Genomic DNA, 26,164 nt, shown 5'->3' with positions numbered 1-26,164 from the left:
ATAACAGCGAGACTGACTTATGTCAAAAAGAGTATTTCTTAAGGAAGACAAGAGATATTTTAGCCAATAGTCGCTTTAATGTTTAACGCAAAGGAACAAAAAAACGTACCTTTGAGGTTATAAAAATACAAGTGAATTGTAATGACGAAGCACCCTCTGAGCCTAGATTCAAGATTTTACCAAGAAAACAATGTCAAAGATAAAATTAGATAGTATCGAAGAGGCGATTGAAGCAATTCGCCAAGGAAAAATTATCATCGTAGCCGACGATGAAGACCGTGAAAACGAAGGAGATATGATTTGTGCCTCTGAAGCGATGACTCCAGAATTAGCCAATTTTATGATTCGTGAAGGTCGTGGCTTAATGTGTGTAACTCTTACGGAGGAACGTTGTAAGGAATTGGATTTAACCATGATGGTTGGTTCTAATACTGCTACGCACGAAACGCCCTTTACCGTTTCGGTAGATTTACTAGGGCATGGTTGTACGACAGGTATTTCAGCACACGACCGTTCTAAAACGATTCAGGCTTTGGTCGATGAAAATACCAAACCAGAAGACTTAGGCAGACCGGGGCATATTTTCCCTTTGAAAGCACGTAATGAAGGTGTTCTTCGTAGAACCGGGCATACTGAAGCAGCGATGGATTTCGCAAAGCTTGCGGGTTTTAAACCTTCTGGGGTATTGATTGAAGTATTGAACGAAGACGGAACGATGGCTCGTTTAGCTGATTTAAGAGCGATTGCGGATAAATTCGATTTGAAATTAGTAACCATTAAGGATTTAGTAGAGTATCGTTTAAAACATGAAAGCCTTATCAAACGTGAAATAGGCGTTGATATGCCTACAGAGTTTGGTCATTTTGATTTAATCGCTTTCAAGCAAATCAATACTGGCGAAACACATTTAGCGCTCATTAAAGGTACATGGGAAAAAGATGAGCCTGTTTTAGTAAGGGTACATAGCTCATGTGTTACAGGTGATATTTTTGGCTCTTGCCGTTGCGATTGTGGCGAACAACTACACCGTGCGATGGAAATTGTAGAAAAAGAAGGTAAAGGTGTAATTCTGTATATGTTCCAAGAAGGCAGAGGCATAGGGTTAATTAATAAATTAAAAGCCTATAAACTTCAAGAAATGGGACGCGATACTGTAGAAGCCAATTTGGAGTTAGGTTTCAAAATGGATGAGCGTGATTATGGCGTAGGAGCTTCTATCTTAAGAGATTTAGGATTAAGCAAAATCAGATTAATCTCGAACAATCCAAAGAAAAGAGCAGCCCTATTCGGATATGGTTTAGAAATTGTAGAAACTGTACCAATTGAAATTGCATCAAATCCACATAACGAAAGCTATTTGCTCACAAAAAGAGACAAAATGGGTCATACTATTATGGGGCATAAATAAATAAAAGGGGCTTAGTTATTGAATAACTAAGCCCCTTTTATTTACAGACAAGAATCTGTCGCTAATACTAAACCGCGACAGGAGCTTTAATACCAGGATAAGGATGATAGTTTTCTAACGTGAAATCTTCAAACTTGAAATCAAAAATACTTTTTACGGCTGGGTTGATTTTCATGGTTGGTAAGGCACGTGGCTCACGAGCTAGCTGAGTAGCTACTTGTTCATAGTGATTAGAATAGATATGCGTATCGCCACCTGTCCAAATGAAATCTCCCACCTCCAAATCACACACTTGTGCAATCATCATCGTCAGCAACGCATAAGAAGCAATGTTAAAAGGCACACCCAAGAATACATCTGCCGAACGCTGGTATAATTGACAAGACAATTTATTATCAGCCACATAAAACTGAAATAGTGCATGACAAGGCATTAAAGCCATTTCAGAAAGTTCCCCTACGTTCCAAGCACTCACGATAATTCGTCTTGAATCTGGGCTTTTCTTCAATGTATTGATTACCTCTTTCAACTGGTCAATTACTTTGCCATTAGGAGCCGTCCAGCTTCTCCATTGTTTTCCATATACTGGTCCTAAATCACCATTTTCATTAGCCCATTCGTCCCAAATGCCCACACCATTATCTTTTAAGTATTTGATATTGGTATCACCATTGATAAACCAAAGCAATTCATGGATAATCGACTTTAAGTGTACTTTTTTAGTAGTAACTAACGGAAAACCTTCTTGTAAATTAAAACGCATCTGATAACCAAAAATACTGGTTGTACCCGTACCTGTACGGTCAGTTTTTTCTGCTCCGTTCTCAAGAATATGTTTTAAAAGCGTATGATATTGTTGCATTTTTTTTGCTGTAAGCTATGAGTAATGAGCTTTAGTTTTGTGATAAAAGACAAGATTGAAATGAAAAAATATTCTTGCAAGTTCAAAATTACATAAAAAAATAACTCATCAATAGCTTCTTACACTATTGATGAGCCTTTCAATGAAATACGCTCTTTTATTTAAGCTGTTTTCTTTACAGCCTTTTTATCTGATACCTTTTCAGCTTTTGCTGATTTAGTCATTTCTGCACAGCACTTCGATTTTGACTTACTGTGTGAAGCTGCCATTTTAGTACTACAACATTTTGAACCCTTTTCTTTATCGTGGGCTAAAGAAACATTCGCTACAAGTGCCAATAATGATAAACCTAAAATTACCTTTTTCATGTGGATGAGCTATTAAATGTTTAAAATCGAATAAATGTTAAAAACGAAAAAACGAGCTAAACTGAAAAATGTTTTTACAAATTCGGAAAAGCTGTAAGTAATTGAGTGATTAATTTGCTATGCAATAAGAAAATTAAAAGAATCACTAAATCGCTCATTCAGTAAATCACTCAATTATTTACCAAAACAGGTTCAATCGCGAAAGTATGCGTAATTTCAGCCGAACCACTGAATTGGGCTGTAGCCGAACAATACTTTTCCATTGATAATTCAATCGCCTTTTTGGCTTTATCCTCAGCAATATTACCTTTGAACTGGAAGTGAATATTGATTTTACGGAAAGGAGTCATTTCTGTTCCTTCAATTTTTTCACGCTCACCAGAAACAGAAATCTTTAAATCTTCAATTACTTGGCGTTGCTTTTTCATGATTAGAATGACGTCAATAGCTGTACAACCACCTAAGCCCATCAACAATAATTCCATCGGACGCGAACCCGCATTATGTCCTCCAATATTTTCGGCAGCATCAATATCAACTGGCACACCCGACATCCCATTTGCCTGAAAATGAAAGGCATCATCTATTCTAACTAATTCTACTTGCATGATTTCAAGAATTTAACCTGATTATATACTTTTAATTTTCTGAGCTACTCTTTAAATGTTAACTTTTCTACAAAATATTAAGTTCAAAGTTAAGATTTATTTAAGCTATTGTCAAGGAGGTTGAAAAGTAGGACTAAATAAAAACCTATTTAATAAATTGGACATATACTAATAGTTACATAGCTTTAAAAATATTTCACAAGTATTAGCTAAAACTAAATATGACAACAACAACGCTGAAAATATTAACGTATATTTTAATATTTTTTTTATTTGTTTCATGCACCAATTCTACATCACAAAATACTCATGAAAGCAATGCCAGCTTAACAATACCCAAATCAAATTTTGAAGCTCGTAAATCATCTATAGCTATTAATGATAATAGCAAGATTTCTGTTAAAGTCCTCACAACTGGGACTTTCCATAATAATGAGGTTTGGGAGAATGCTGATAAGGCTAATTGGTTTGGTCTTTTTAAACATCACCAAAGCTATTATCTACAATTGACTAAAATAAAAACGATAAATGTTAACGATCCCTTTGACGAGGATGAAAACATAAAAACAGGTTGGGAAGTAACTGCTGAAAATAAAGACTCATGTTTAATTTTAATTGAAGCTCTTTCTTACTTGACAGATAGAAAAGTTGAAAGTATACCTCTTATAAAAAACTATGTATTTCCGAGCGATACAATTAAATTTACATATCTAGAGGTTGATTATAAAATATTTGCCACTGGTAGAAAGAAGAAAACTCAGGAAGATTCAGAATGGTTTGACGTTTCAGATTATAAACTTTACTTGATTGCAACAATTAATGGTCTAGAAAAGAAAAGCCTTCTAGTTGATGAACCAAATTTTGATGACCAAATGATTGAATTATTATTTACTGGCGATATTGACGGAGATGGTATATTGGATTTGATAATTGATACTTCTAACCATTACAATGTAAGTAGCCCAACAATTTATTTATCAAAATCTGCTAATGAAGGAGAGATTGTTAAAAGAATAGGCGAACATACAATTGTTGGTTGTTAAAAGAATGCTGTATTTGTTATGTCTTGAGCTTATAATATGGAATATATGCTCAAGAGCCTGACAAACAAACGTACTGCCAATTTAGATTTGGCAAAACGAAGTGTTTTCTTCTCTAAACATAACTAAAAATTTTAAAATCAAAGATAAAAGAAGCTCTTTCATGAATTTTGTTTTCAGAAGATAAATTGTAGGAAGTATCTTTGCATTTCTATTTCGTAGAAAAAAACAAAAAGAGAAGTTAAAAGAGTATAAAACCTTCTGATTTCCGCAATCCCAATTTTAAAAATGTCTTATTACCAAATTCAAAACATCAAACTCACTGATTTAGCTAATCAATTCGGTACGCCTTTGTACGTCTATGACGCAGACAAAATTATCGAAAAAATATCCATTCTTCGTGATTCTTTCAAGAATGTTAATCTCAAAATAAAATATGCTTGTAAAGCCAATACCAATTTGGCGATTTTGAAATTAATGCGAAAGCATGGTGTTGAAATAGATGTGGTTTCACCAGAAGAATTGCGTTTGGCCATGATGGCTGGATATGAAGGTTCGCAAATCACATTTACTCCGAGTGGGGTTTCGTTTGATGAAATTGAATTGGCGGCTGAATTGGGAACAAGAATCAATTTGGATAATCTGGATGTGTTGGAAAAATTCGGCCAACGTTATGGTAATACTAAAGGGGCATTGATTCGACTAAAACCTCACGTTTTTGGAGGCGGTAATGAAAAAATCATGACGGCTCACCCTGAATCTAAATTTGGTATTTCGATTCACCAGAAGGCTGAAATTTTAGCGATTGTTGAAAAATACGATATGAAAATTATCGGCTTGCACCAACATACAGGCTCTGATGTAAAAAATGCTGATGCTTTTACACAAGCAGCAAGTGCTATTCTAGAAATGGCTTTTAGTTTTAAAGATTTAGAGATTATCGATTTGGGTGGTGGGTTCAAAGTGGCTTATAAAGACGGCGATATCGTTACGGATATGAAAGAAGTTGGCGAAGTATTAAGCAATGCTTTCTTGGATTTCTCTAAAAAATATGGTCGTGAATTACAGTTATGGTTTGAACCAGGCAAGTTTTTAGTAAGTGAAGCAGGGACGTTTTTGACAACTGCCAATACAGTAAAAGTTGACCCAATCAAAACTTTTGTTTGTGTAAATTCAGGACTCAATCACCTTGGTCGCCCAATGATGTATGGATCTTATCATGATATTTTCAATGCTTCTAACGAAGATGAATCTGAGCAAGACGAATACAGAGTGGTGGGTTATATTTGTGAAACAGATACTTTCTCATGGACGCCAGAAGGAAAACAAGGCGAACGCTTAATGAATAAAGTAAAGGCAGGAGACATCATTGCGATGAAAAATGCAGGAGCTTATTGTTTCTCGATGGCTTCGCAATATAATTCAAGATTATTACCCGCTGAAGTGTTGGTGATTGGTGGTCAAGCAAAGTTGATTCGCAAAAGAGAAACTTTTGATGATATTGTAAGAAATCTGGTGAGTGTGGAGGTATAAATAGGTAGGGACGAATTGCATTCGTCCCTACCTATTAATTATAAAAATGGACGAGGTTAAATCTCGTCCATTTTTATTTTAAGAATCATAACTTAAACCATATTGCTTCAAAACCTCCTCGGGAACACCTTCCCAATTGTTAGGTCTGTTACCTACATAGCCTATATCATGATGCCCCATTTCAGAAGAATAAAAACCCGATGCTGTTAGGTTTCTCATTAAAGAAAAGAAATTTACGCCCTGTGATACTTCAGGTTTTGCTTCGTTAGGATAAGCTATTTCATCTACTAAACTAATCTGCTCCTTCTTAGTACAAAGAATAAATTCTTTCCCAAAACGCTTAATCGACGCAGAGTCCATCCAACGTAAACCACCACGCATAGGCGTTTTAAAAGTTGGTTGGTCTTTTACAATAAATTCTATAAAAGCTGGTACACCCGACTGCGAAGCACTTCCTGAATGTTCATCAGCAGGAATAATAATATCTGACAACACCGTGATTGTTTTCATTTCATGGTCAGTAAAGAATTTTTCAGCCAATAATTTAGCATCACGGGCAATCTCATCTTCTGTTCTACCATAATTATATTTTGGTGCCGCTGGTGTCGTAGCTTTCGCTTTTGGCTTAGGCTTTGGTCCTTGCAATAACTCCATGGCTACCGCTTCTTGGCTCATCACGGCCATACCCAGTGACGAAAGCCCTATATTTTTAAGATAATCTCTTCTTTTCATAAAAATAATTTGATGATTTGATGATTTGAAAATTGCACACTAGATTATAAATTATTGATAATCAACCAATAAAACCTCTTCCCCCACCCCCTTCTCCTTCAGAGAAGGGGAGTAAACTTTGGATTTTAAAGCTCCCTTCTCTGGAGGAGAGGGGTTGGGGGTGAGGTTAGTCTACCCTTACAAATTTCCTTTTTTCTTTTCGTTAATAATAAACTCTGAAGTACGAGCCGATAAAGCTAAGATTGTCCATGTTGCATTTTTATCTCCCTGAGAAACAAAAGGTGCAGCATCGGCCACAAACAAGTTTTTCACATCATGTGCCTGACAATTCGGATTCAATACAGAACTCTTAGGGTCTTTACCCATTCTAGCCGTTCCTACTTCATGAATAATTCTTCCTGGGTCAGCCAAGCCATAATTGGTACTTGCATCTGGTTTTTTGCCAAGCGGTGTACCACCCATTTCAGTAATTATCTGTTCAAAAGTATCCTGCATGTGTCTAGCTTGCTTGATTTCGTAGTCCGACCATTTGTAATGGAAACGTAATACAGGAATACCAAATTTATCTACGACAGTAGGGTCTATTTCACAATAGTTGTTATAATCAGGTATAGGTTCTCCTCGACCAGCCATACCGATATAAGCTCCGTAGAAACGACGATAGTCTTCTTTTAAAGATGCCCCATAACCACCCGCTGCTTTTTTGATACCTTCGCGTGTTGGGAATTTTTCATTGATTCCTTCAATACCCCATCCAAAACCATACGCAGGCATACCCATACCTCCACCATATTCAATGTGGTAACCTCTTGGGAAATCTAATTTTTTGTTATCTCCCCACCAAGGTGTGTACACGTGCATCCCTCCTACTCCGTCTTCATTATAACGTTTTCTATCAAACAATGCTGGGATAATTGCTGAACGAGAAGCACCCGTTGAGTCATTGATATAACGCCCAACGATACCGCTTGAATTAGCCAATCCATTCGGGAAACGAGCAGATTTTGAGTTTAATAACAAACGAGCTGTTTCGCCCGCACTGGCTGCTAATATTACTATTTTACCTTTTACAACTTTTTCAGTCATCGTACGAGTATCCACATACGATACGCCCGTTGCTAAACCCGTCGTTGGGTCTGTCAATACTTCACGAGCCATTGCGTAAGTAATCAACGTACAGTTTCCTGTTTTAATCGCAGGAATCATCAATACCGATGAAGAAGAAAAATCGGCATACGCCTGGCAAGCTCTATTACACTGGCTACAATAAAAACATTGTCCACGGTCTTTATTGATAGGCTTTGTCAAGATTGAAAGACGCGACGGAATTACTGGAATACCAATATTCGTAGCGCTTTTCTTAAGCATTAATTCATGCAAACGTGGTTTCGGAGGAGGTAAAAAATAACCATCTGGGTCATTTCTTCTGCCTTCGTTAGTACCAAACACACCAATTAGTTTATCTACATAATCGTAATATGGCTTTACATCGTCATAACCAATTGGCCAATCTTCTCCTAAACCATCAATAGATTTTCTTTTGAAATCATCAGGACCAAAGCGAAGAGAAATTCTACCCCAGTGATTGGTTCTTCCTCCCAACATCCTAGAACGGAACCAGTCGAATTTAGTACCATCTTTACGAGTATAAGGTTCTCCCTCAATATCCCAGCCACCATAAGCAGCATCAAAATCACCAAAAGCACGCGTAGAAGATGCTCCACGGCGAGGAGATTCCCAAGGACTTTTTAATTGTGTAATATATTTAGGGTCGGCTGGGTCATAATATTGACCTGCTTCTAGTACACAAACTTTTGCTCCTGCTTTTGTCAGTTCATAAGCTGCCATACCTCCGCCCGCACCCGAGCCAATGATAACGACATCATATACTGTTGATTGTTCTTTAATCTGAAAGTCCAGCATTTATTAAATGATTTTTTTGGTTGAAGAGTATTATTGAATCGAGTAGGAAAAATAGTGATTAAATAGATATTTTATATCCTTTTTTATAAGAAATCAATATTAAAACCCTAATTCCCTTAAAAATACCGCAATAAAAGCAGAAAAATAGATAATTTCATCCTAAAAACAGCAAGTATTTGCAAAAATTGCAAATACTTGCTTAAAATCATGCAAGAAGTGTTGAGTTATTATAGAGGAAAGATGAAGAAATAAATGTTATCTAACATAAAAAGGGAAGATTAAAAAGTAAATTTTTAATCTTCCCTTTATTTATTGAAGTTTAGAGGTTTCAGCAATGTCTTTTATTAAAGCTTTGCTATTAATTCATCGAAATAAAACGATCTGCTGAAGCTGGTACTGGTGATACTGTACCTACATTTACAGTCTTAACAATTTTAGTAGCACCGTCGGTAATTTCAAAGCTATATTTACCATCTTCCAATTCGCTTAAATCAAATTTACCACGATAGGTAGTTCCTTTTTTACCAACATACTCGTTAGCTAACACTTCTCCTTTTTCATTTTTCAAAGAGATTGACAAATTTTTACCTTCAAGCTTTTCAATCAATATATTCATTTGTAATGTATTAATTGTTTGATACATCCCTACTGCAAAAGATTTCTGAGTATTAGTAGCTTCGTTTTTGTCTGTTGCATTAGCAAAGAATGACAATACTGAACATAAAGCAATGGCGAAAGTTTTTACTATTGATTTCATTTTTTTTGTTGTTTAGAAATTAAAAGTTCCTGTTTATTTAAATTAAATTTTCTGAGATTAATCTTTCCGATTATGCTAATAGTATTAACAGAACTGTGCCAAAAAACATAAAACACTAATTATCAGGAACTTGCATTTTAATACTCTTTAGAAAGGTGTTCGGTTTTAGTACACAACTGTTCGGTTTGATAACATATTTGTATTCCTGAAAAGGTATTTGAATTTTGTACGATAGTTTTCATAATTGGTTGTTTGTTGGTCAATGCTAAATCATGCAACATTTCAGGAATAATGTGAATCATTTGTTTGTATGCCTAGCAACGCGAATATTTACCTCCCAAACCGACAACTTTAATGAGACATATTTTTATCATCATTTGCTTATTGCTAATAGGTGCTAAATCATCCGCATTCCAAACAAATTTAGTCGACAACGTATATCATATAGAGGACAGTGTGTTGATAAAAACCAGAGATGGTGCTTTTATTTCAGCCATTATTGTCCGCAAAAAAGATAATGATAAACCACAACCAGTTATCCTGCAATTCACTATTTATGCCCGTAGCAGAGATATAAAAAGTGTTAAAGAAGCAGCAGATAAAGGTTATGTGGGTGTAATAGCATATACGAGGGGTAAAAGATTTAGTCCCGATGAAGTAACACCTTATGAATATGACGGTAGGGATGCTTATGATGTAATTGATTGGATTAGTCACCAAGCTTGGTGTAATGGTAAAATCGGAATGTATGGTGGGAGCTATAATGGCTTTAGTCAGTGGGCAGCCACAAAACAAATGCATCCAGCCTTAAAAACCATTGTGCCGTATGTAGCCAACCGACCGGGAATGGGCTTACCTATGGAAAACAATGTATTCCTCAATGCAAATTATGAATGGGCATTTTATGTTTCCAACAACAAATACCTTGATACGCTTGTAGGGAATAACAGGTCTCGTTGGAGAGCCATGCAAAATAAATGGTGGGAAAGCGGTGTGGCATATCGTAAAATAGATAGTTTAGAGGGCACTCCTAATAAATATTTACAACGATGGCTCCAACATCCTGCTTATGATAAATATTGGCAAGATATGGTTCCCTATAAAGACGAATTTACCCATATTAATATCCCAGTTTTATCGATAGATGGCTACTATAACGACTCACAGATTTCAGGATTGTATTATGTGAAAGAACATTATAAATACAATAAAAATGCTAATCATTATTTAATTATTGGTCCGTATAGCCATTTTGGGGCACAAAAAGGCGGTGAAGCTGTTTTGCAAGGTTATCAAGTAGACTCCGTTGCCTTAATCAATACCAAACAAATTACTTATGAATGGTTTGATTACATTCTTAAAGATGGTAAAAAACCAGAAATTTTAAAGGATAAAATAAATTATGAAGTAATGGGTGCTAATGAATGGAAACACGCTCCTTCATTAGAAAAAATGAGTAACAATACGCTACAATTATACCTTACCAACATCAAAGCAGGGAAAGACTATCTTCTAACGCAACAAAAGCCAAAGCAACACAATTATCTTGTTCAAGAAGTAGATTTAGCTGACAGAACTACCAGTAACAACGACTATTATCCCGACCCAATTATTCGCAAAGAGCTTGATACCTCTAATGGTTTTTTCTTTCTGAGCGAGCCATTCAAAGAAACTATTTCAATTGCTGGGGCATTCAGTGGGGAAATAAAAGCTAGTATCAATAAGAAAGACATGGATATTGGGGTAGTCCTATACGAGGTAATGCCTAATGGTGAATATTTTGAATTAAGCTATTTTTTAGGGCGTGCGAGCTATGCCAAAGACATTACAGTAAGAAACCTTTTAATCCCTAACAAAATACAGAGCATTCCATTTTCCAATACTCGTTTGGTAAGTCGTCAGTTAAGTAAAGGTAGTAGATTGCTAGTAGTATTGAACATTGATAAAAACTCCTTTGCTCAAATCAATTATGGAACAGGGAAAGATGTGAGTGATGAAACAATAGCCGATGCCAAAGAACCCCTAAAAATAAAATGGTATAATGATAGCTTTATAAATGTACCTATTTGGAAATAATATATCACAATACTTTAATCAACATCATGAAAAAAACATCCCTAATAATACTGTTGCTAATGGCTTGCCTTACTAGGGTAAATGCCCAATTACCCAAAAATCAATTAGACGCTATCGTCAATAAATATGCAAATGTCTATATGAGTGATTCTAATGCGGTAGGATTATCTGTTGGTATTATTCAGCACGGGAAAAAATATTTTTTTAATTATGGGCTCGTAAGAAAGGGGAAGAATGAATCGCCGACTAACAAAACCATTTATGCAATGGGTTCTATTGCTAAAACATTTGTTGGAATACTACTAGCCCAAGCTGTAAAGGATAACAAGGTACAGTTAACGGATGATATTAGAAAATACCTAAAAGGCGACTATCCTAATCTCCAATTCAATAATAATTCTATAAGGTTGGTACATCTGGCTAACCATACAGCTAGGCTACCTGAATCACTTTGTAAATTCCCAAGTAATTGGCAAAGCATGAATCAAGAAGAAAAATATGTATTCAAGCAGGGATATAATCGTGAGGAATTCTATAAAGATTTACATGCTATTAAACTTGACACTGTACCTGGCTACAAATACAGCTATTCTGGAAGTGGAATGACACTCCTAAAATTAATTCTCGAAAACGTGTATCAAAAGCCTTTCCAAGACCTGATTAACCAATACTTCAGTAAACCTTTAAGTCTTGGTTCTACCAAAGAATTACTGAATACGACGGAATGGGAAAGTTATGCTTTTGGTAAGCAAGATGCTGCAATTGTGAGCCGTACAAAAAGCATTGAAGACATGACTACAGGTCCAGGTCTATGCAGTACTACCGACGATATGGTGAAATATATCCAAGCAAATATCTTAGCAATCAACGAGGCTATAAAACTATCGCACCAGAAAACCTTTGAAGATAACAATAATTCAATGGCATTAGCATGGCGATTGGATGAACAAAACAATACTATCTATCATTTAGGAACAGGCTGGGGCTGTAATAGTATTTGTAAGTTTTCGCCAAAATACAAAACAGGTATTATCATTTTTGTAAACGAAACAATGAATAAAAAGAACATGACGATGATGGCTAACAATATTCTGGAAGAGTTAAATAAAAACAGCGGAATTAAATAGACAGTAGCTTCAAAATATGCTGATTCCTTAGAAAAAATTTAAGAAACAACGTTACACAAAGCGATACCTACAATAAGCAGTGCTAAGGTAGCAATGCCAGTGTGAATAATATCGAGTTGCAGTAGAGACGTACTCATCTGAGTAATGACTAAAGTTTTAATAGGTTAATACAATTTACTATCCATTTATATTATTTGAACACCTTAGCTTAGCATTTATTTCCACCATTCGGCAAACTCCTCATTTTTATATTGCTCATCGTTTGATAGAAAAGCCTTTGCATAACTCAACCATCCTTTATCAAAATATTTTTCGTTGGGACTAAACTCTCCTGCCCCTAAATCAAAGTCACAGGCAATATTAGGTACGCGATAATCTGCCCATTTACAAATTTTAGATTTTTTAGTATTATACATTGTCCAAGTACCTTCAAAAGCATTATTAAAATATCCATCTGAAAGCAAGTTGATATCATCATACTTCACTTGGTTATCTTTATTAATATACCATTTCGTGCGTAATTGTCCTGTAAAAACACCTGTATGGGATTGATTTCTATTTTCAAAAAATTCATATTTAGCGATTAATAGCCCTTGAGTTTTAATGCCTGTATCCTTGGCTTGATTATCCACACCAAATTGCTCTCGCTTTGTCTCATGAATTTTCTCCACGATTATTTTACCAATAAAATCGCAGACATTCCCTTTTACGTTTGATTTACCATAAACAAAATACTCTTCTGGATTATTGGTATTTTTAACAACAGTAATAACCCTTACCTTAATACGTTGAAAATCATCTCCTAGCACACCCAATACGTTATAATTATCTGTCTTGTTCCACAAATCTGAAAAGTCAGATGCAAGAAATACATTTTTTTTGTTTTCTTCATACATCTTCTCTCCACTTAAAATATCGTTATGACAATTTGTTTGGGAAAAAATTGAAAATGAGCTAACAATAAAAAAAAGAGATAATATTGTTTTCATTTTATTGAGATATTGTTTTTGATTGATTGTTAATTGACCTCTAAAAATACTCATTATTTTTATTCAATAGGTATATTAAATAATAGTTGTGAATAGTAAAATAAAACGTAGGGTTGGTATTGAATACGACCTTATTCCCAAACAATAGGACGAATGCAATTCGTCCCTACTGTTCTTTAATCTTTTTTCTGTGCTGTTCTCCCCAAATACTCAATTCATTTAATAAACTTTTTAAAGTATGGCTATATTCAGTTGCTTCATAAATAATAGTCACTGGAGTAGTAGGATACACTTTACGTGTGATAAGGTAATTTAATTCTAAATCTTTCAATTCATTGGATAATACCTTGGGCGATATGCCCGTGATTTCATGCTGAATCTCGCTAAAACGTTTTGGCGATTGGACTAAGCAAAGTATTACAGGAAGTTTCCACTTTCCATTAAGAACATACATCGCATCGATGACGTTTTTGAGCGACCCAGCACATTCTGTCTTGCTCATAAGTATTTCATTTTCAATTGTTTTCATCCCTACAAAGATACAAACTTTCCTAAAAGTAACCGCTTTCCTTTGGGTAACTACTAACTTTTGTATACTTCAAGGCAATACCTTTGTCCTTGACAATTCGAGAGAAAAAACCTTTTAAAAGGACTGACAATCTCGGAATTTTAAATTAATCAATAAAACATTTATGAAACGTATCCTTCATTTAAAATCTAGCCTACTAGGCAAAGAGTCTTGTAGCATTAAGCTAGGCAATGCCATAGTTGAAAAAATTCAGGAAAAGTATCCAGACAATGAACTTGAAGAATTAAACTTGGTCGATATCGAAATGCCGCATCTTACTCCTACTACCCTGCGTACATTTTTTATTCCTAATGATCAACTGAATGAAGAAGAACAAGAAGCAATTAGCTTATCTGATAGATTGGTTAAACAGTTATTCGGGGCAGACATCATTGTAATAGGTGCACCACTTATTAATTTTACTATTCACACATCGCTAAAGGCTTGGATTGACCATGTGACTAGACCTGCAATAACTTTCGGATATGGTGAGGACGGCCGACCTATTGGGATGATAACAGAAAAAAAAGTTTATGTTGCCATGTCTTCTGGTGGTATTTATTCAGAAGGTGCAGGCAAAGCCAACGATTTCGTTGCCCCCTATTTAAAGGCTTTTCTTGGCTTTTTAGGTATGACAGATTTAACCGTTTTCCGAGCCGAAGGATTAAAAGTGCCAAATGTGAAGGAATACGCCATGGCAAAAGCTATTGAGAGTATAAAAATTAATTAATATGTCCAGCAGTCGCTCACTTCCAAGTGAGTGACTACTCTCAAAAGGCTTCCAGCCGTAAAATCAATCATATAACATAAGCCATTAAAAAGTAGCGGTAACCGCAAGGGTTACCGTTTTGTACCTACAAATGCAACCACAAGGGATTACCTCTACGTTATTAAAAATAAATGACAGCGAAAGACTTATAATTCATAAACATCCATTAAGGTATCATTGATTTTATCAGTCAGTATCTCTACAAGTTCATCATCCATAAACTCATAATCGTCTGGAATATCGAGATTTTCAATAGTAGGTAATTCCAGAAAACTATAAACCTCCTTGATTTTCGCTTTTTGGTCTGTCTCCATCACAAAAACAAAATCAGCCCAGTTCAAATCGTTTTCAGAAATTTTCCTTACACTCTTGGGGCTCAATCCTACTGACCGAATATTAAAGCGATGATCATTTTTAAAAATATGCTCTGCTGTTCTGCTACGCTTTTTGTTTTTTCCACAAACTACCAATATGTTTGGTCTTTCAGTTGTTATCATTCAATATTTTCATTACTTATACTAAAAACAGTAAGTAGGGACGAATTGCATTCGTCCTATTGGTTTGTACACAAGGACGAATGTAATTCGTCCCTACCATTATTACAAACACGCAATCATTTTCTTAATCTCAGCTTTATCAAATTGTTGCGATTTAGCCTCAATCTCTGCCAAGGTCAATGGTTTATTGTTGCCAGAATTGGGGAAGATTAAATAAACAATTCCTTTGTCAGAATCTGAAGCAATAATTTGCTTCAAATTCTTCTTATAAATCAATTTAATACCTAAATTCTCAGATAGTTTTACAGAGCCTTCTCCTATGTGTTTGTTATTACCCGTATCTGCAACAATTGCAAAACTTCCTTTGTTTGTTTTTTGATTAAATACATAAGCCAAATCACCTTTTTTGACACCTTTCGCTATCAAATTAGGAGGAATAGCGATATAAGGGATTTCTTCGGAATTTACATATCTTCTATAGTCTGTTGCTTTTTTAGTAGCATCTACCAAAGAAGTTTGGGAAAGGTAATATCCAGGGAATGGGTCAGAAGATTTTTGTATATATGGCTTGTTACCCTCAAATACAATGACACTCGGACTTACATTACCAACTCCTCCAGCACTAGAAAGATTGTCCAAGCCTATATTCTGAGGATGATAAGCCCGAGGCGACCCATCAACATCAATTGTCATCTCTGATACATAGCCAATAACTGCATTATTAATCTTCCAAACTTTCGCAGTTGGGTTTTTAGGATAAGAAAGTTTTAAATCAACTTTTTCACAAGTAGTTTGACCAACAATACTATCTTCACTAAAGAAGAGGACTAAAACTAAAGTTAAGATTCTTTTCATCGTAGTAAAGTTTAAGGTAATTTTTTTATTTTTCAGTAGCTTTCATGCCTAAATAAGTAGTAGCGCTAATACCCATCAAGCCTAGGGTTTCAGGACTAAATTCTGGGAAATCTCTGTCTCCATGTGCCATTTTCTTGAAAAAAACTACTAAAAAAACAACACTAAAGATAAGGTTGAAAATTAGGGCTTGATAGCGATATACAGTAACCCCTGTTGAGTCTGAAAGTATTTGAGTGAAAAAATTAATTGGTTTTCTAAGTTTAGGAGGCATTTCACTTTCAGCCTTAGGATTATCTACAACTACTGTTGGAGGAGTAGTACTGCTATCGATGATATTCGCTACAGCAGTAGTACCAACGCCTATACCTAGTAAAACCAAACAGGTTGAATTGAGTGGTATTACTTCGCCTCTGATACCAAAGCCAATCACAAAACAGGCACCTATTATGGTTGTCCACCATAATCCTTGTGTACGGGCAAAACTATAGGTTTCTACAGGACCAGTATCAGAATCAATCACACAGATGTCTTTTAGGATTTTTGTTTTGACCGAAAGGGAAATTGCACTGAAGACTATCAACAGTGCCAAAGCATTACAAATGAAGTTCATGGTTATTTATAAGTTAAATTGGTTATTCAAACCTAATAAAAAAGCCAGCCCTTTAAAAGGCTGGCTTACAATAATTTATCTTATATTTATTATTCGGTGCATTAAGGCTTATTCTACCTCCAATTTCCCTACATTCTCAAACTTAATAGAGCCATCTTCATCTACTTCCATCATCACTACCGAATCTTTATTAATATAATTACCTAAGATTTGTTTAGACAATTCGTTCAAGATTCTTCTTTGCATTACTCGTTTTAGTGGTCTAGCACCCATCGTTGGTTCATAACCTTCTTCTGCAAGTTTCACAAGGGCTTCATCTGTACTTTCCAAAGTGATGCCTTGTTCTCGTAAACGTTCTTGAATGTGTCTGAACTGAATTCTAACAATTTGGCTAAGGTTATCTTTAGACAATGGCTCAAACATCACAATTTCATCTACACGGTTCAAGAATTCTGGTCTTACTACTTGTTTCAATAAAACCATTACCTCTTCTTTGGCTTTCTCCATTACGATATGGTTGTTCCAACCTTCCATTTCTCCCATTTTTTCTTGGATGATATGGCTACCAATGTTAGACGTCATGATGATAATAGTATTCTTGAAATTAGCAATTCTACCTTTGTTATCCGTTAAACGACCATCATCAAGCACCTGCAACAAAATGTTCCAAACATCTGGATGAGCTTTTTCAATTTCGTCTAAAAGAATGACAGAATATGGTTTTCTACGAACAGCTTCAGTCAATTGTCCCCCTTCATCATACCCAACATATCCCGGAGGTGCTCCCACCAAACGGCTTACCGCATGGCGTTCTTGGTATTCCGACATATCAATTCTCACCATCGCATTCTCGTCATTAAATAGGTAATCTGCTAAGGCCTTTGCCAATTCAGTTTTACCTACGCCAGTAGTTCCCAAGAAAATAAACGAACCAATCGGACGTTTAGGGTCTTGCATTCCTGCACGAGAACGACGAACAGCATCGGAAATAGCCTCAATAGCCTCTTCTTGTCCAGCTACTCTTTTACCTAATTCAACTTCCAGATGTAGTAATTTTTCTTGTTCAGCACGCATCATTTTTGATACAGGTACGCCCGTCCATTTAGCTACTACTTCTGCAATGTTCTCAGGGGTTACTTCTTCTTGCAACATCGGCGTTTCGCCATTTTTATCAGCAGTTTTTCCGTTTTGCAATTGTTTCAGCCTATTTTCAGCCTCCACTAATTTACCATAACGTATCTCTGCTACTTTACCGTAATCGCCAGCTCTCTCAGCTTGTTCAGCTTCCAATTTCAAGCGATCAATATTTTCTTTTTCTTTACGAACTTCATCCAAAACAGACTTCTCACCTTCCCATTTCGCCATCAAACCACTTTTCTTATCGGTAAGTTCTGCTAATTCTCGGCTGATAATATTTTCGCGTTCTTTATTATTTTCACGTCTAATCGCCTCACGTTCAATCTCCAATTGCATGATTCTACGTTTCAAAGCATCTATCTCTTCAGGGACAGAATCTATTTCCATCCGCATTTTTGCGGCAGCCTCGTCCATCAAGTCAATGGCTTTATCGGGTAAAAAACGATCTGAAATATAACGGCTCGATAATTCAACAGCTGCAATTACAGCATCATCTTGAATCCTTACACCGTGGTGTAGTTCATATTTATCTTTAATCCCCCTTAGGATAGAAACAGCATCAGTAATATCTGGTTCATCGACTACTACCATCTGGAAACGACGTTCCAAGGCTTTATCTTTCTCGATATATTTCTGGTACTCTTTCAAAGTAGTTGCACCAATAGCATGCAATTCTCCACGTGCCAAGGCTGGTTTCAATAAGTTAGCTGCATCCATCGCCGAATCTCCGCCACCACCTGCACCAATCAAGGTATGAATCTCATCAATAAACATGATGATTTCTCCCTCTGCATCTGTTACTTCTTTGATAACTGCTTTTAGTCTTTCTTCAAACTCACCTTTGTATTTCGCTCCAGCAATCAATAACCCCATATCTAACGTATAAATTTGCTTAGATTTCAGGTTTTCGGGTACATCACCCATTACTATTCTTTGTGCTAATCCTTCTACAATTGCGGTTTTACCAACCCCTGGCTCACCTACCAACATAGGATTATTCTTGGTGCGTCGTGATAATATTTGTAATACCCTGCGTATTTCTTCATCTCTACCAATCACAGGGTCAATTTTCCCAGCTTTGGCTAATTCATTTAGGTTTCGAGCATACCGTTCTAATGAACGATAGGTTGCTTCTGCATTTTGGTCTTTCACGGTTGTGTTTCCTCTTAGTTCTTTTATGGCACTTTTTAATTCTTTTTCCTTATATCCACTCTCTTTCATCAAACTTGCCACAGAATCTTTCCCTAACAGGATTCCCAATATTAATAACTCTATGGATACAAATTCATCTGAAAACTCTTTCAATAAATTCTCTGCTTTGGTAAAAGCCGCAGCAGCATCGTTTGCTAAATAGGGCTGACCTCCACCAGAAACTTTAGGATAGCCATTTACTATATTTTCCAGTTTCGATGAAAAAATTGCTTGATTAACATTTAGTTTTTTCATCAAAAACTCTGAAGTATTGGGCTCCTCGTCAATGATGGCTTTTAACAAATGTCCCGTTTCAATGGCTTGTTGTCCATTGGCAGAAGCAATCGAAGCGGCATGTTGGATTACCTCCTGAGTCTTGGTTGTATATTTATTGAAATTCATTGTATAAATGATTTTTCTATTGTTCAATCGTTGATACACCATTGTTATCAAAATACAAGCCAACCTGTTTTTTCGGAAACAATGGCGGTTTTTTTAACGGATAAATGATTTTTTTAAGCCAAAATGGCGGGATTTTGCGGACTTTGTCTGTGACTTTAGGACTGGAGGACTTTTTAGCCTTCGTTGGTATTTTTTACCAACGAGACGGGCGACAGCAACAAGCCAATGATGAGAATGGAATCAATAAAAAAACACTTAAATTTAAACTGACACAGTTTGATGAACAGACTCCTATTTAAGCATCGTTTTAATACTCACGAGTACCATTTCAAGCCTCACGAGTATCGTTTTAATACTCACGAGAACCATTTTAATACTAATAAGTAAGGTTTTAATTTTCACAAGTATCATTTTAATTCTTGTGAGTATCGTTTGAATGCTCGTGAGTATCATTTTAATGCTCACAAGTACCATTTTAATATTCAAGAGCATCATTTGAATACTCATCAAAAAAAGCGTAGCCAACTTACGAAAGGCTACGCTTTTGGTTTAAATTTTTTGTCATCTTTGGTATTTTAAAGGGTCGCCAAGACGGGGTTGCGTGCAGTTTAAGAAGCATTTATTTGTGAGTCTAAGTGAAAAAACACTTAGACCAGCGGGGGAAAGACAATTCAATAATTTTATGTTTTGATTAATTCTTTTGGATAACCAAATAATCTCAATAGTAATTCTTGTGATTTGTTTTTAATAAAAGGAATTTGATTTCCAATAAACGTAAAACCAGAAGCACCAATAATCGTAAATATGAAATCGTATTCATCAATAAACTTAATTGTTTCAGGTGAGTAAATTGGTAGTTTAGATAAACTGTAAATCAAACCTAGCAAAACACCTGTTTGTAAAATCCAAGATAAAATCTTGATGCGTTTTTTGAATTTTTGATTAAAGGTTTTTAGCGAAGTTATTTCGTTTCCTTCGCTTGCTTCTTTTTGTACAATGATTAAATCGTATGCTCTAAATGCACACAAAATGTGAAAATCGTTTCGATTATCAAGCAGTGTGGTATTTTCTGTTATGTTTTTGAATGCTATGTTAAGTAAATCGTTGTTGATTTTTGACTGATTGCATATGTGCAAAAACATTAAAACAACTTCAGATTGGTTACTTGTACTGGAATAGTTTTCATTCAAAATATTTTCTAGCGTAATGGTTGTAATATTTCTATTTCTAATAGAAAGAATGTTTTTTATCCAAGTCTTATCAATATCAAATTTGGTAATGGCAATAATGAAACAGAATATTAAATAATCATCATTTACAAAAGGTGCAGGTGAATCTTTACTCGGATTACTTTTACTCTTTTTAATATAAATTTCTTCAAACTCAGATTTGTTGTTTGTTTGAATTGCAGAAAGAATTTTAAAAAATTGTTCATCAACATCACTAACGTTATTAGACAAAGTGCTAACGTCCTTACCTAATATAAAATCATGAAATGCCTTTATTTTTGGGCTTTCGTTTACTCTTTCCATATATGAAATTCTATTTTCTATAGAAACCATTTTTTTCGTTTTAAACCATAATTTAAGTTATCTGCGTCCCATCCTTGTACATTCCGCATTTTTCCAAGCAATTTTGAAATAAGGTTTGAATATTTCATTGTTGCAGGTTCTTCGCTCGGTAAGAAACTACGCCATGATAAGTAAGTGAACGAAAAAATTTGCTGGGTAATGTAATTTAAATCATAAAACAACATATCATTCAAATCGCTGTTATGGTAGTTACCTTGTGGGGTTCGAATTTTTATTTGAATAGGCTTACTCATTCCGTGTTTTGATGTTTTTAATTCGTTTGCTCCTAACATTTGTACAATGCAAGTTTCCACATCGAGAAAAACATTGCTAGCTCTGTTGGGAATGTATTCGCCTTTTGGAATATCACTTCCGTAGGACGTTACACCTTGTTGGTTGATGTCAAACAACATAGTAGGATGCACGTTACTAATAGTAACAAAGGCAAATTTGATTTTATATTGAGGAATATCTTTAATCAACTGGCTGATTACATCAAACTCCACATTTTTGATTGGTTTGAAAATATGAAAAATCAAACGCACAGTATCGCCATCACTCCATCCTTGTTCGGAAGATAGGCGTTGAATAGATTGTTTGAGACTTTTTAAAAGTTCTTCAAAGTAATTTTCAAATGATACATCTTTTACCTTATCTCCAAGTAAGTATTGTCCGTCACTCGAAAGAAATGTTGTAATCCCAACAACACGATTGCTTTCAGCACCTGTGTATTGATTTTTTCTAAGCCAGCTATGCCCAATACCAATTACAAACTCTCTGTCAACCGAACGTTGAGTTGGCAAAACCCAAGGTGTACCACCTAATTTGGCGTAAATCTGCAAAGCAATTGAATTTAAAATGTACTCACTGTGATTGTTTACAATTCTTGTAGTAACGAATTGAACAGGTATTTCAAGTGACAGCAGTTTTGCTTTTATTTGATAATACAAATTGTTTTGGACGCTTTGTAATTTAAAACTTTCGGGAATTTCAATAATCGCTAAATGTGGTTTATTGCCGTCATGTTCACGAATTACGTTTAGATATTCGCCTAATGTATTGGTTTGAACTTCTTTTACATCAAATATTACATTGTGTAAGTCGTATTTTTTTTGCAAGCCTTTCTGAAAATACTTTGATTGTGGTAAACCGTCTTTTAAATTAGAAAGAAACCGTGTAAAATTTCCTCTGATTGCTTTATTGCAAATACAAAGTATATTGGGCGATTTTATATCAAAAATACTGCTGTCGTAAGGTCCATAATTATTCAAACCCATGTCGGGATAAGTATTGATTGTTTTGGTAGCTGCAGGGTCAAAAATGAAAGTAGGTGTTTTTAATTCTATAGTGTTGGAAACTGTTAATGGTGTTACATTCACAGTAAAACAAAAACCATCTTTGTTTTGAAACAAGATTGGTGTTCCCTTATTGGTAAATAATGCTTTTGCTGTATTAGAAATTTCGTTGTATAATTTTTTAGGATTGTAAATATCTGAACGTTTGCTTTCGATTATATGCAATACTTCATCGCTTTTTTGTTGTGTGGTTGCAAAGGTTAGATAATTACCAATATTGAATTTTGTTTTGCGAATAAACAATTCGTTTAAATCATATTCTTTTTCGCCTTCGTTGGTTTTTACTTTGGCTTTTGTCCCTGTAATTGTTTTAATCTCGCCCACAAATTCTTCATTGGGTGCAAGTATATTATTAAGTCCTGGTAAGGTTTCTGCAAACAACACTTCTACACCAATTAAGTTGTAATTCTCTTCATGTAACTCTGCACAAGTTTTATCAAAAATCCAGTTGCGTTTTATGTTGATTAAAAAACCAAATTGTTTTTTGCCATTTATTTCGGTTAGTCTTAATTGAACTTCAATTAACTTTTTGTAGGCAATACGATTTTTTAACGTATCGGGCAAAGTATCGTAAATTATATCGTCTTTTTGCTGACCTGAGAAAAAGCGAAAAGGATAAAAATCAACAGGTGTGTGGTTTGGGAAACGGTCTTTAAAAGTGCGAAAAAATAAATGTTTGATTAACGAAGCCGTGATGTTTGAATTACCATAAGTGCTTTGTTCTGCAATTTTTCCGATAGTGACATTTTCGTCAGCATCTTTGTTTGAAATAAAAATAGTATCACCATTTCTAAAAAATGAGTGTGTTGCGTTATACAAATTTCGTAATTCAGCAAGGCGTTCAAGGCTGAATGGTTCAGAAAGAATTTGAAATTTATCAAACTCTATATTTATAGGGAAGTAGTTTAGTTGCATACTTTTTTAGTTTTAATATATTAAGCGTTTTACCCAATTATTCATAGGCTCTACAACAAAAGCAGAATACAATATTTGGCTCTGTTATTTTTTTCGTTTTAATGATTCATAGGCAGAATTAATTTCTTGCATTCTTCGATTCATGATTGAGTCTAAAAAGCTGTCACCTAATGAAAATCTGTCTGAATGATAAATTAAAGCTTTTGAAGTTCTTGCTTCTTTAATTTCATTTTCTGTATAATTGTCGTTTAAAGATAGTATTTCCTCTTCCGATGCATCCATTCTGTAATTATGAATCTCGTCATGCAGTATCTCTTTTTCAAATCTTAAGTCGTGGTCAAATGGATTGTTAGGTGCAGTAATATTAATTGATATTCTTTGTGGGATAGAAAATTTCGTAGCTACAAATTGTCCGCTTGTAGTACGCCAAGTTAATTTACGAGATATTGCATCATATTTTAGGTCTACATCTCCAACAATACAATCTAAAAAGTTATGACCTATGAATTTGTCCAAAGGAATAACATTCATATTGTTAGTTCTTCTACCTCTCGTAGCAATTATACTGTCTAAATCTATTGCTTCAAATTCTGTTGATGTGAAGTTCAAAATAAATGATGCTTCTCGCCAAGTAGTTAGTTTAATTGTTTCATTTATCAACTTAGGGTCATTATTAGTCAAATTAATTTTCGATTGAAACATTAAAGATTTCTTTTCAACTTGTGTGCCTACTATTAACTTTAATTCAAAAATTCCATCTGCACCAAGCTTATTTTCAGTTGCCCCAGGTCCACGTCCTCTAAATTTATGGTAGTCAATACTCCATTTCCAATACCCAGGAAGTTCTTTTTGACCTTTCTCAACAAATACTTTTTGATTTTTAATTCTTAAAGTAGCACCTAAATCACCAGTTAATGTATCCTCTTCTTCATTTGCAGAGTTATATCCATCTAGGGCAATAGGGTATCTCTCAGAAAGGTGTTTTCTAATATCTTCCTTAACTTCCTCAGGAATAAATAGTTTTCTACGTGCCATGTTGTCTTATAATAACGTCAATTGATTGTATTAATACATGTATTTAACTTTTTTCTACACATTGCGTAGAAAACTCCTAAATATACGCATTTTCACGTTTTTTATTCTAATAAAGAGTATTGTCAAAGTTGAGTGAACAATCGCTTCACGACTATCGTTTGAATACTCACGAATATCAATTGAATACCATCAAGCATCATTTTAATCCAAACGAGTATCATTTCAATACTCACAAGTATCGTTTTTGATACTCATGAATATCATTTGGATACTAACAAGCATCGTTTTAATGCTCGTTAGTATCATTTTAATACTCATCAAAAAAAAGCGTAGCCCATCAAACGAAAGGCTACGCTTTTGCTTAAAATTTATACAGGAGCATCCCCTTTGCCCCCTTTTTTAGGGGGCTTACGTTTGTATCGTTGTGCAATTCTGTTTACCAAATCTTTCATCGAACCATCTTCTTTAGAGACTTCCTTGAGTAATCTATAAGCCTTATCAGAAGCATTCATCTCCAGCAGTCTTTATAAAGAGTGAATACTATTACTAGGCTTCAAGCCGAGAATTCAACAAAGACTCATCCCTAAGGAGGGAATTAATTCCCTGTTAGGGATGAAGGAGGCAGAATAATTTAATGCTGGTAGTGGTTTGTTTGCCCTTAGGAACAAACAGAACAGCGATATTATTTATCCACTTGTTGTTTGATTATCCAAGCAACAATTTCCTCATAATTAATTTGTCCCTGTGCTACACTAATCACGAAATCGTATTTGTCGTCTTGGGTAGCTTTTATATCTTTTCCAAACTGCATTAAAATTAAACGCATTAATACATACCCTGTTCGCTTATTTCCATCAACGAAAGGATGATTTTTAACAATGCTTTCCCGCAGTCGCTCGTTTCAAACGAGTGACGACTATTATAAGGCTTCAAGCCGATACTTAGTTCTTTTATTCACTCTATTCGATTTGTGACGAAAAACAACCGACAACAGACGGAACAACCTTAAAGCCTTGAAATCAACACTTTACTTATTTTAGCAATGCACACAAAAGGGCAAAATACTTTAAAAAACATGATGTGGAAAGCCTCTTATTCTTATGGGTTATAGGGATTTTTTTGTAATATTGTGTATCAACTTTATCTATTTTGCTCTATTATGAAAAACCTCTCTGCTTTACTATTAGCACTATTTGTGCTGGGTTTCGTTAGTTGTACTAAAAAAGATGACCCTTCTAACCCGGTTACTCCAACCACACCAGAGGAACCGTATTTTGAATATAAGATTAACAATAACTCCGCTGTGCATGTTGACTGTAGTGCTATTAAGTTCTTAGCTGCAAGTGGGGGTAACACAGTTACACTCGTTGTTGCTACTTCTTCTTCTACAAACTCAACATTCACTTTTGCTTTTTATGGTGCAGCAACAGCCTTAGATACAGTAAAAACTGGTAGTCATCCTTTATTGGCATATTCTAGCTTTATGCCAGTATCATCAGCTATTCCCATGCACTTAAGTTTAAAAGTGCCTCAAACAACTGGTAGTAACGATTATTTCTATAGCTTGGCCCCGTCTGAAGCCACTCATAAGCATACTATAAAATCTATCACTAAAGGTGATGTTGAAAGTGGCAGACGAATATATTGGGTAGAAGGTGAATATAGCTGTAAGGGTCAACAGCTACCAGGAACAACTACTGCTACCATATCGGGGAAGTACAGGTTTAAGTTACTGGCTATACAATAAGATTGACAAAGAAGAAACATACCATTTTCTTTTCCACTTGTATTGAAAGACAAGTGAAAGCCTTGATAAATAGGGTTTTAATCTAAACA

26 protein-coding genes are annotated in these 26,164 nt (G+C 35.1%); 8 read left to right on the top strand and 18 right to left on the bottom strand.

Going from position 1 to position 26,164, the window contains the following annotated elements:
- The first annotated feature begins 190 nt into the window (after positions 1-190).
- Positions 191-1,408, top strand: coding sequence for a bifunctional 3,4-dihydroxy-2-butanone-4-phosphate synthase/GTP cyclohydrolase II (locus tag J2Y60_RS09150; RefSeq protein WP_309920449.1), 1,218 nt, complete (start codon positions 191-193; stop codon positions 1,406-1,408).
- 67 nt (positions 1,409-1,475) lie between these two features.
- Here J2Y60_RS09150 and J2Y60_RS09145 read toward each other — a convergent pair whose 3' ends face one another.
- From J2Y60_RS09145 to J2Y60_RS09135, 3 genes are all read right to left on the bottom strand, one after another.
- On the bottom strand, positions 1,476-2,270 hold the full coding sequence (locus J2Y60_RS09145; RefSeq protein WP_309920452.1) for a thymidylate synthase: 795 nt from the start codon (positions 2,268-2,270) through the stop codon (positions 1,476-1,478).
- A 161-nt stretch (positions 2,271-2,431) separates the two neighbouring features.
- Positions 2,432-2,638 (bottom strand): hypothetical protein, encoded by a 207-nt coding sequence (locus tag J2Y60_RS09140; protein ID WP_309920453.1) that lies wholly within the window; start codon positions 2,636-2,638, stop codon positions 2,432-2,434.
- A 170-nt stretch (positions 2,639-2,808) separates the two neighbouring features.
- On the bottom strand, positions 2,809-3,246 hold the full coding sequence (locus J2Y60_RS09135; protein ID WP_309920456.1) for an OsmC family protein: 438 nt from the start codon (positions 3,244-3,246) through the stop codon (positions 2,809-2,811).
- Positions 3,247-3,467: 221 nt separating this feature from the next.
- Here J2Y60_RS09135 and J2Y60_RS09130 point away from each other — a divergent pair, with 221 nt between their 5' ends.
- On the top strand, positions 3,468-4,289 hold the full coding sequence (locus tag J2Y60_RS09130; protein WP_309920459.1) for a hypothetical protein: 822 nt from the start codon (positions 3,468-3,470) through the stop codon (positions 4,287-4,289).
- A 285-nt stretch (positions 4,290-4,574) separates the two neighbouring features.
- The gene (gene lysA / locus J2Y60_RS09125) at positions 4,575-5,819 is read left to right on the top strand and encodes a diaminopimelate decarboxylase (RefSeq protein ID WP_309920461.1); all 1,245 of its coding nucleotides are present in this window, start codon (positions 4,575-4,577) and stop codon (positions 5,817-5,819) included.
- Positions 5,820-5,897: 78 nt separating this feature from the next.
- Here lysA and J2Y60_RS09120 read toward each other — a convergent pair whose 3' ends face one another.
- The 4 genes from J2Y60_RS09120 to J2Y60_RS09105 all read right to left on the bottom strand — a co-directional run bounded on the left by J2Y60_RS09120 (position 5,898) and on the right by J2Y60_RS09105 (position 9,533).
- The gene (locus J2Y60_RS09120) at positions 5,898-6,551 is read right to left on the bottom strand and encodes a gluconate 2-dehydrogenase subunit 3 family protein (RefSeq protein ID WP_309920465.1); all 654 of its coding nucleotides are present in this window, start codon (positions 6,549-6,551) and stop codon (positions 5,898-5,900) included.
- Between the two features lie 177 nt (positions 6,552-6,728).
- Positions 6,729-8,474 carry a GMC family oxidoreductase gene (locus tag J2Y60_RS09115; RefSeq protein WP_309920468.1) on the bottom strand — a complete coding sequence of 582 codons (1,746 nt, stop codon included), beginning with the start codon at positions 8,472-8,474 and terminating at the stop codon, positions 6,729-6,731.
- A gap of 358 nt (positions 8,475-8,832) precedes the next feature.
- Positions 8,833-9,231 (bottom strand): hypothetical protein, encoded by a 399-nt coding sequence (locus J2Y60_RS09110; protein ID WP_309920471.1) that lies wholly within the window; start codon positions 9,229-9,231, stop codon positions 8,833-8,835.
- A gap of 137 nt (positions 9,232-9,368) precedes the next feature.
- Positions 9,369-9,533 (bottom strand): hypothetical protein, encoded by a 165-nt coding sequence (locus J2Y60_RS09105; RefSeq protein ID WP_309920474.1) that lies wholly within the window; start codon positions 9,531-9,533, stop codon positions 9,369-9,371.
- A gap of 52 nt (positions 9,534-9,585) precedes the next feature.
- Between J2Y60_RS09105 and J2Y60_RS09100 the strand changes: the two genes are divergently transcribed.
- Together J2Y60_RS09100 and J2Y60_RS09095 are read left to right on the top strand one after the other, a co-directional pair.
- On the top strand, positions 9,586-11,307 hold the full coding sequence (locus J2Y60_RS09100; protein ID WP_309920477.1) for a CocE/NonD family hydrolase: 1,722 nt from the start codon (positions 9,586-9,588) through the stop codon (positions 11,305-11,307).
- A gap of 26 nt (positions 11,308-11,333) precedes the next feature.
- Positions 11,334-12,434: a serine hydrolase gene (locus tag J2Y60_RS09095; protein WP_309920481.1), complete on the top strand. Its 1,101-nt coding sequence runs from the start codon at positions 11,334-11,336 to the stop codon at positions 12,432-12,434.
- A gap of 215 nt (positions 12,435-12,649) precedes the next feature.
- Here J2Y60_RS09095 and J2Y60_RS09090 read toward each other — a convergent pair whose 3' ends face one another.
- Positions 12,650-13,423 (bottom strand): hypothetical protein, encoded by a 774-nt coding sequence (locus tag J2Y60_RS09090; protein ID WP_309920484.1) that lies wholly within the window; start codon positions 13,421-13,423, stop codon positions 12,650-12,652.
- 166 nt (positions 13,424-13,589) lie between these two features.
- Positions 13,590-13,925: a helix-turn-helix domain-containing protein gene (locus J2Y60_RS09085; protein WP_309920487.1), complete on the bottom strand. Its 336-nt coding sequence runs from the start codon at positions 13,923-13,925 to the stop codon at positions 13,590-13,592.
- Positions 13,926-14,115: 190 nt separating this feature from the next.
- On the opposite strand from J2Y60_RS09085, the gene J2Y60_RS09080 reads away from it, so the two are divergent.
- Positions 14,116-14,721 carry an NAD(P)H-dependent oxidoreductase gene (locus J2Y60_RS09080; protein ID WP_309920489.1) on the top strand — a complete coding sequence of 202 codons (606 nt, stop codon included), beginning with the start codon at positions 14,116-14,118 and terminating at the stop codon, positions 14,719-14,721.
- Positions 14,722-14,906: 185 nt separating this feature from the next.
- Here J2Y60_RS09080 and J2Y60_RS09075 read toward each other — a convergent pair whose 3' ends face one another.
- The 4 genes from J2Y60_RS09075 to clpB form a co-directional block, all read right to left on the bottom strand.
- The gene (locus J2Y60_RS09075) at positions 14,907-15,257 is read right to left on the bottom strand and encodes a protein-tyrosine-phosphatase (protein WP_309920491.1); all 351 of its coding nucleotides are present in this window, start codon (positions 15,255-15,257) and stop codon (positions 14,907-14,909) included.
- A 102-nt stretch (positions 15,258-15,359) separates the two neighbouring features.
- Positions 15,360-16,112, bottom strand: coding sequence for a glycoside hydrolase family 75 protein (locus J2Y60_RS09070; RefSeq protein ID WP_309920494.1), 753 nt, complete (start codon positions 16,110-16,112; stop codon positions 15,360-15,362).
- A gap of 25 nt (positions 16,113-16,137) precedes the next feature.
- Positions 16,138-16,722, bottom strand: a complete 585-nt coding sequence (locus J2Y60_RS09065; protein ID WP_309920498.1) for a hypothetical protein — start codon at positions 16,720-16,722, stop codon at positions 16,138-16,140.
- Positions 16,723-16,830: 108 nt separating this feature from the next.
- Positions 16,831-19,452: an ATP-dependent chaperone ClpB gene (clpB, locus tag J2Y60_RS09060; RefSeq protein ID WP_309920500.1), complete on the bottom strand. Its 2,622-nt coding sequence runs from the start codon at positions 19,450-19,452 to the stop codon at positions 16,831-16,833.
- A 104-nt stretch (positions 19,453-19,556) separates the two neighbouring features.
- Here clpB and J2Y60_RS09055 point away from each other — a divergent pair, with 104 nt between their 5' ends.
- A complete protein-coding gene (locus tag J2Y60_RS09055; RefSeq protein WP_309920503.1) occupies positions 19,557-19,751 on the top strand; it encodes a hypothetical protein in 195 nt (64 codons plus the stop codon).
- A 381-nt stretch (positions 19,752-20,132) separates the two neighbouring features.
- On the opposite strand, the gene J2Y60_RS09050 is transcribed toward J2Y60_RS09055, so the two are convergent.
- From J2Y60_RS09050 to J2Y60_RS09030, 5 genes are all read right to left on the bottom strand, one after another.
- Positions 20,133-21,014 (bottom strand): hypothetical protein, encoded by an 882-nt coding sequence (locus tag J2Y60_RS09050; protein ID WP_309920506.1) that lies wholly within the window; start codon positions 21,012-21,014, stop codon positions 20,133-20,135.
- Positions 21,002-23,293: a Piwi domain-containing protein gene (locus tag J2Y60_RS09045; protein WP_309920509.1), complete on the bottom strand. Its 2,292-nt coding sequence runs from the start codon at positions 23,291-23,293 to the stop codon at positions 21,002-21,004. Before J2Y60_RS09045 ends, J2Y60_RS09050 begins: the two co-directional genes overlap by 13 nt.
- A gap of 84 nt (positions 23,294-23,377) precedes the next feature.
- Positions 23,378-24,328 (bottom strand): J domain-containing protein, encoded by a 951-nt coding sequence (locus J2Y60_RS09040; protein WP_309920512.1) that lies wholly within the window; start codon positions 24,326-24,328, stop codon positions 23,378-23,380.
- Positions 24,329-24,696: 368 nt separating this feature from the next.
- The gene (locus J2Y60_RS09035; protein ID WP_309920513.1) at positions 24,697-24,840 is read right to left on the bottom strand and encodes a hypothetical protein; all 144 of its coding nucleotides are present in this window, start codon (positions 24,838-24,840) and stop codon (positions 24,697-24,699) included.
- 170 nt (positions 24,841-25,010) lie between these two features.
- Positions 25,011-25,208 carry a type II toxin-antitoxin system death-on-curing family toxin gene (locus tag J2Y60_RS09030; protein WP_309959083.1) on the bottom strand — a complete coding sequence of 66 codons (198 nt, stop codon included), beginning with the start codon at positions 25,206-25,208 and terminating at the stop codon, positions 25,011-25,013.
- Positions 25,209-25,487: 279 nt separating this feature from the next.
- On the opposite strand from J2Y60_RS09030, the gene J2Y60_RS09025 reads away from it, so the two are divergent.
- Positions 25,488-26,075 (top strand): hypothetical protein, encoded by a 588-nt coding sequence (locus J2Y60_RS09025; protein ID WP_309920515.1) that lies wholly within the window; start codon positions 25,488-25,490, stop codon positions 26,073-26,075.
- The last annotated feature ends 89 nt before the right edge of the window (positions 26,076-26,164 follow it).

Origin of the sequence: Arcicella sp. BE140 (genome assembly GCF_031456255.1) — a bacterium.
Taxonomy (GTDB): domain Bacteria; phylum Bacteroidota; class Bacteroidia; order Cytophagales; family Spirosomataceae; genus Arcicella; species Arcicella aquatica.
Note: the sequence above shows the minus strand (reverse complement) of the source record. Positions and strands in the feature narration are given on the sequence as shown.

Coding starts and splice junctions, on each gene's coding strand:
- J2Y60_RS09150 (WP_309920449.1), top strand. CDS start 191: ATGTCAAAGATAAAATTAGATAGTATCGAAGAGGCGATTGAAGCAATT.
- J2Y60_RS09145 (WP_309920452.1), bottom strand. CDS start 2,270: ATGCAACAATATCATACGCTTTTAAAACATATTCTTGAGAACGGAGCA.
- J2Y60_RS09140 (WP_309920453.1), bottom strand. CDS start 2,638: ATGAAAAAGGTAATTTTAGGTTTATCATTATTGGCACTTGTAGCGAAT.
- J2Y60_RS09135 (WP_309920456.1), bottom strand. CDS start 3,246: ATGCAAGTAGAATTAGTTAGAATAGATGATGCCTTTCATTTTCAGGCA.
- J2Y60_RS09130 (WP_309920459.1), top strand. CDS start 3,468: ATGACAACAACAACGCTGAAAATATTAACGTATATTTTAATATTTTTT.
- lysA (WP_309920461.1), top strand. CDS start 4,575: ATGTCTTATTACCAAATTCAAAACATCAAACTCACTGATTTAGCTAAT.
- J2Y60_RS09120 (WP_309920465.1), bottom strand. CDS start 6,551: ATGAAAAGAAGAGATTATCTTAAAAATATAGGGCTTTCGTCACTGGGT.
- J2Y60_RS09115 (WP_309920468.1), bottom strand. CDS start 8,474: ATGCTGGACTTTCAGATTAAAGAACAATCAACAGTATATGATGTCGTT.
- J2Y60_RS09110 (WP_309920471.1), bottom strand. CDS start 9,231: ATGAAATCAATAGTAAAAACTTTCGCCATTGCTTTATGTTCAGTATTG.
- J2Y60_RS09105 (WP_309920474.1), bottom strand. CDS start 9,533: ATGATTCACATTATTCCTGAAATGTTGCATGATTTAGCATTGACCAAC.
- J2Y60_RS09100 (WP_309920477.1), top strand. CDS start 9,586: ATGAGACATATTTTTATCATCATTTGCTTATTGCTAATAGGTGCTAAA.
- J2Y60_RS09095 (WP_309920481.1), top strand. CDS start 11,334: ATGAAAAAAACATCCCTAATAATACTGTTGCTAATGGCTTGCCTTACT.
- J2Y60_RS09090 (WP_309920484.1), bottom strand. CDS start 13,423: ATGAAAACAATATTATCTCTTTTTTTTATTGTTAGCTCATTTTCAATT.
- J2Y60_RS09085 (WP_309920487.1), bottom strand. CDS start 13,925: ATGAGCAAGACAGAATGTGCTGGGTCGCTCAAAAACGTCATCGATGCG.
- J2Y60_RS09080 (WP_309920489.1), top strand. CDS start 14,116: ATGAAACGTATCCTTCATTTAAAATCTAGCCTACTAGGCAAAGAGTCT.
- J2Y60_RS09075 (WP_309920491.1), bottom strand. CDS start 15,257: ATGATAACAACTGAAAGACCAAACATATTGGTAGTTTGTGGAAAAAAC.
- J2Y60_RS09070 (WP_309920494.1), bottom strand. CDS start 16,112: ATGAAAAGAATCTTAACTTTAGTTTTAGTCCTCTTCTTTAGTGAAGAT.
- J2Y60_RS09065 (WP_309920498.1), bottom strand. CDS start 16,722: ATGAACTTCATTTGTAATGCTTTGGCACTGTTGATAGTCTTCAGTGCA.
- clpB (WP_309920500.1), bottom strand. CDS start 19,452: ATGAATTTCAATAAATATACAACCAAGACTCAGGAGGTAATCCAACAT.
- J2Y60_RS09055 (WP_309920503.1), top strand. CDS start 19,557: ATGATTTTTTTAAGCCAAAATGGCGGGATTTTGCGGACTTTGTCTGTG.
- J2Y60_RS09050 (WP_309920506.1), bottom strand. CDS start 21,014: ATGGTTTCTATAGAAAATAGAATTTCATATATGGAAAGAGTAAACGAA.
- J2Y60_RS09045 (WP_309920509.1), bottom strand. CDS start 23,293: ATGCAACTAAACTACTTCCCTATAAATATAGAGTTTGATAAATTTCAA.
- J2Y60_RS09040 (WP_309920512.1), bottom strand. CDS start 24,328: ATGGCACGTAGAAAACTATTTATTCCTGAGGAAGTTAAGGAAGATATT.
- J2Y60_RS09035 (WP_309920513.1), bottom strand. CDS start 24,840: ATGAATGCTTCTGATAAGGCTTATAGATTACTCAAGGAAGTCTCTAAA.
- J2Y60_RS09025 (WP_309920515.1), top strand. CDS start 25,488: ATGAAAAACCTCTCTGCTTTACTATTAGCACTATTTGTGCTGGGTTTC.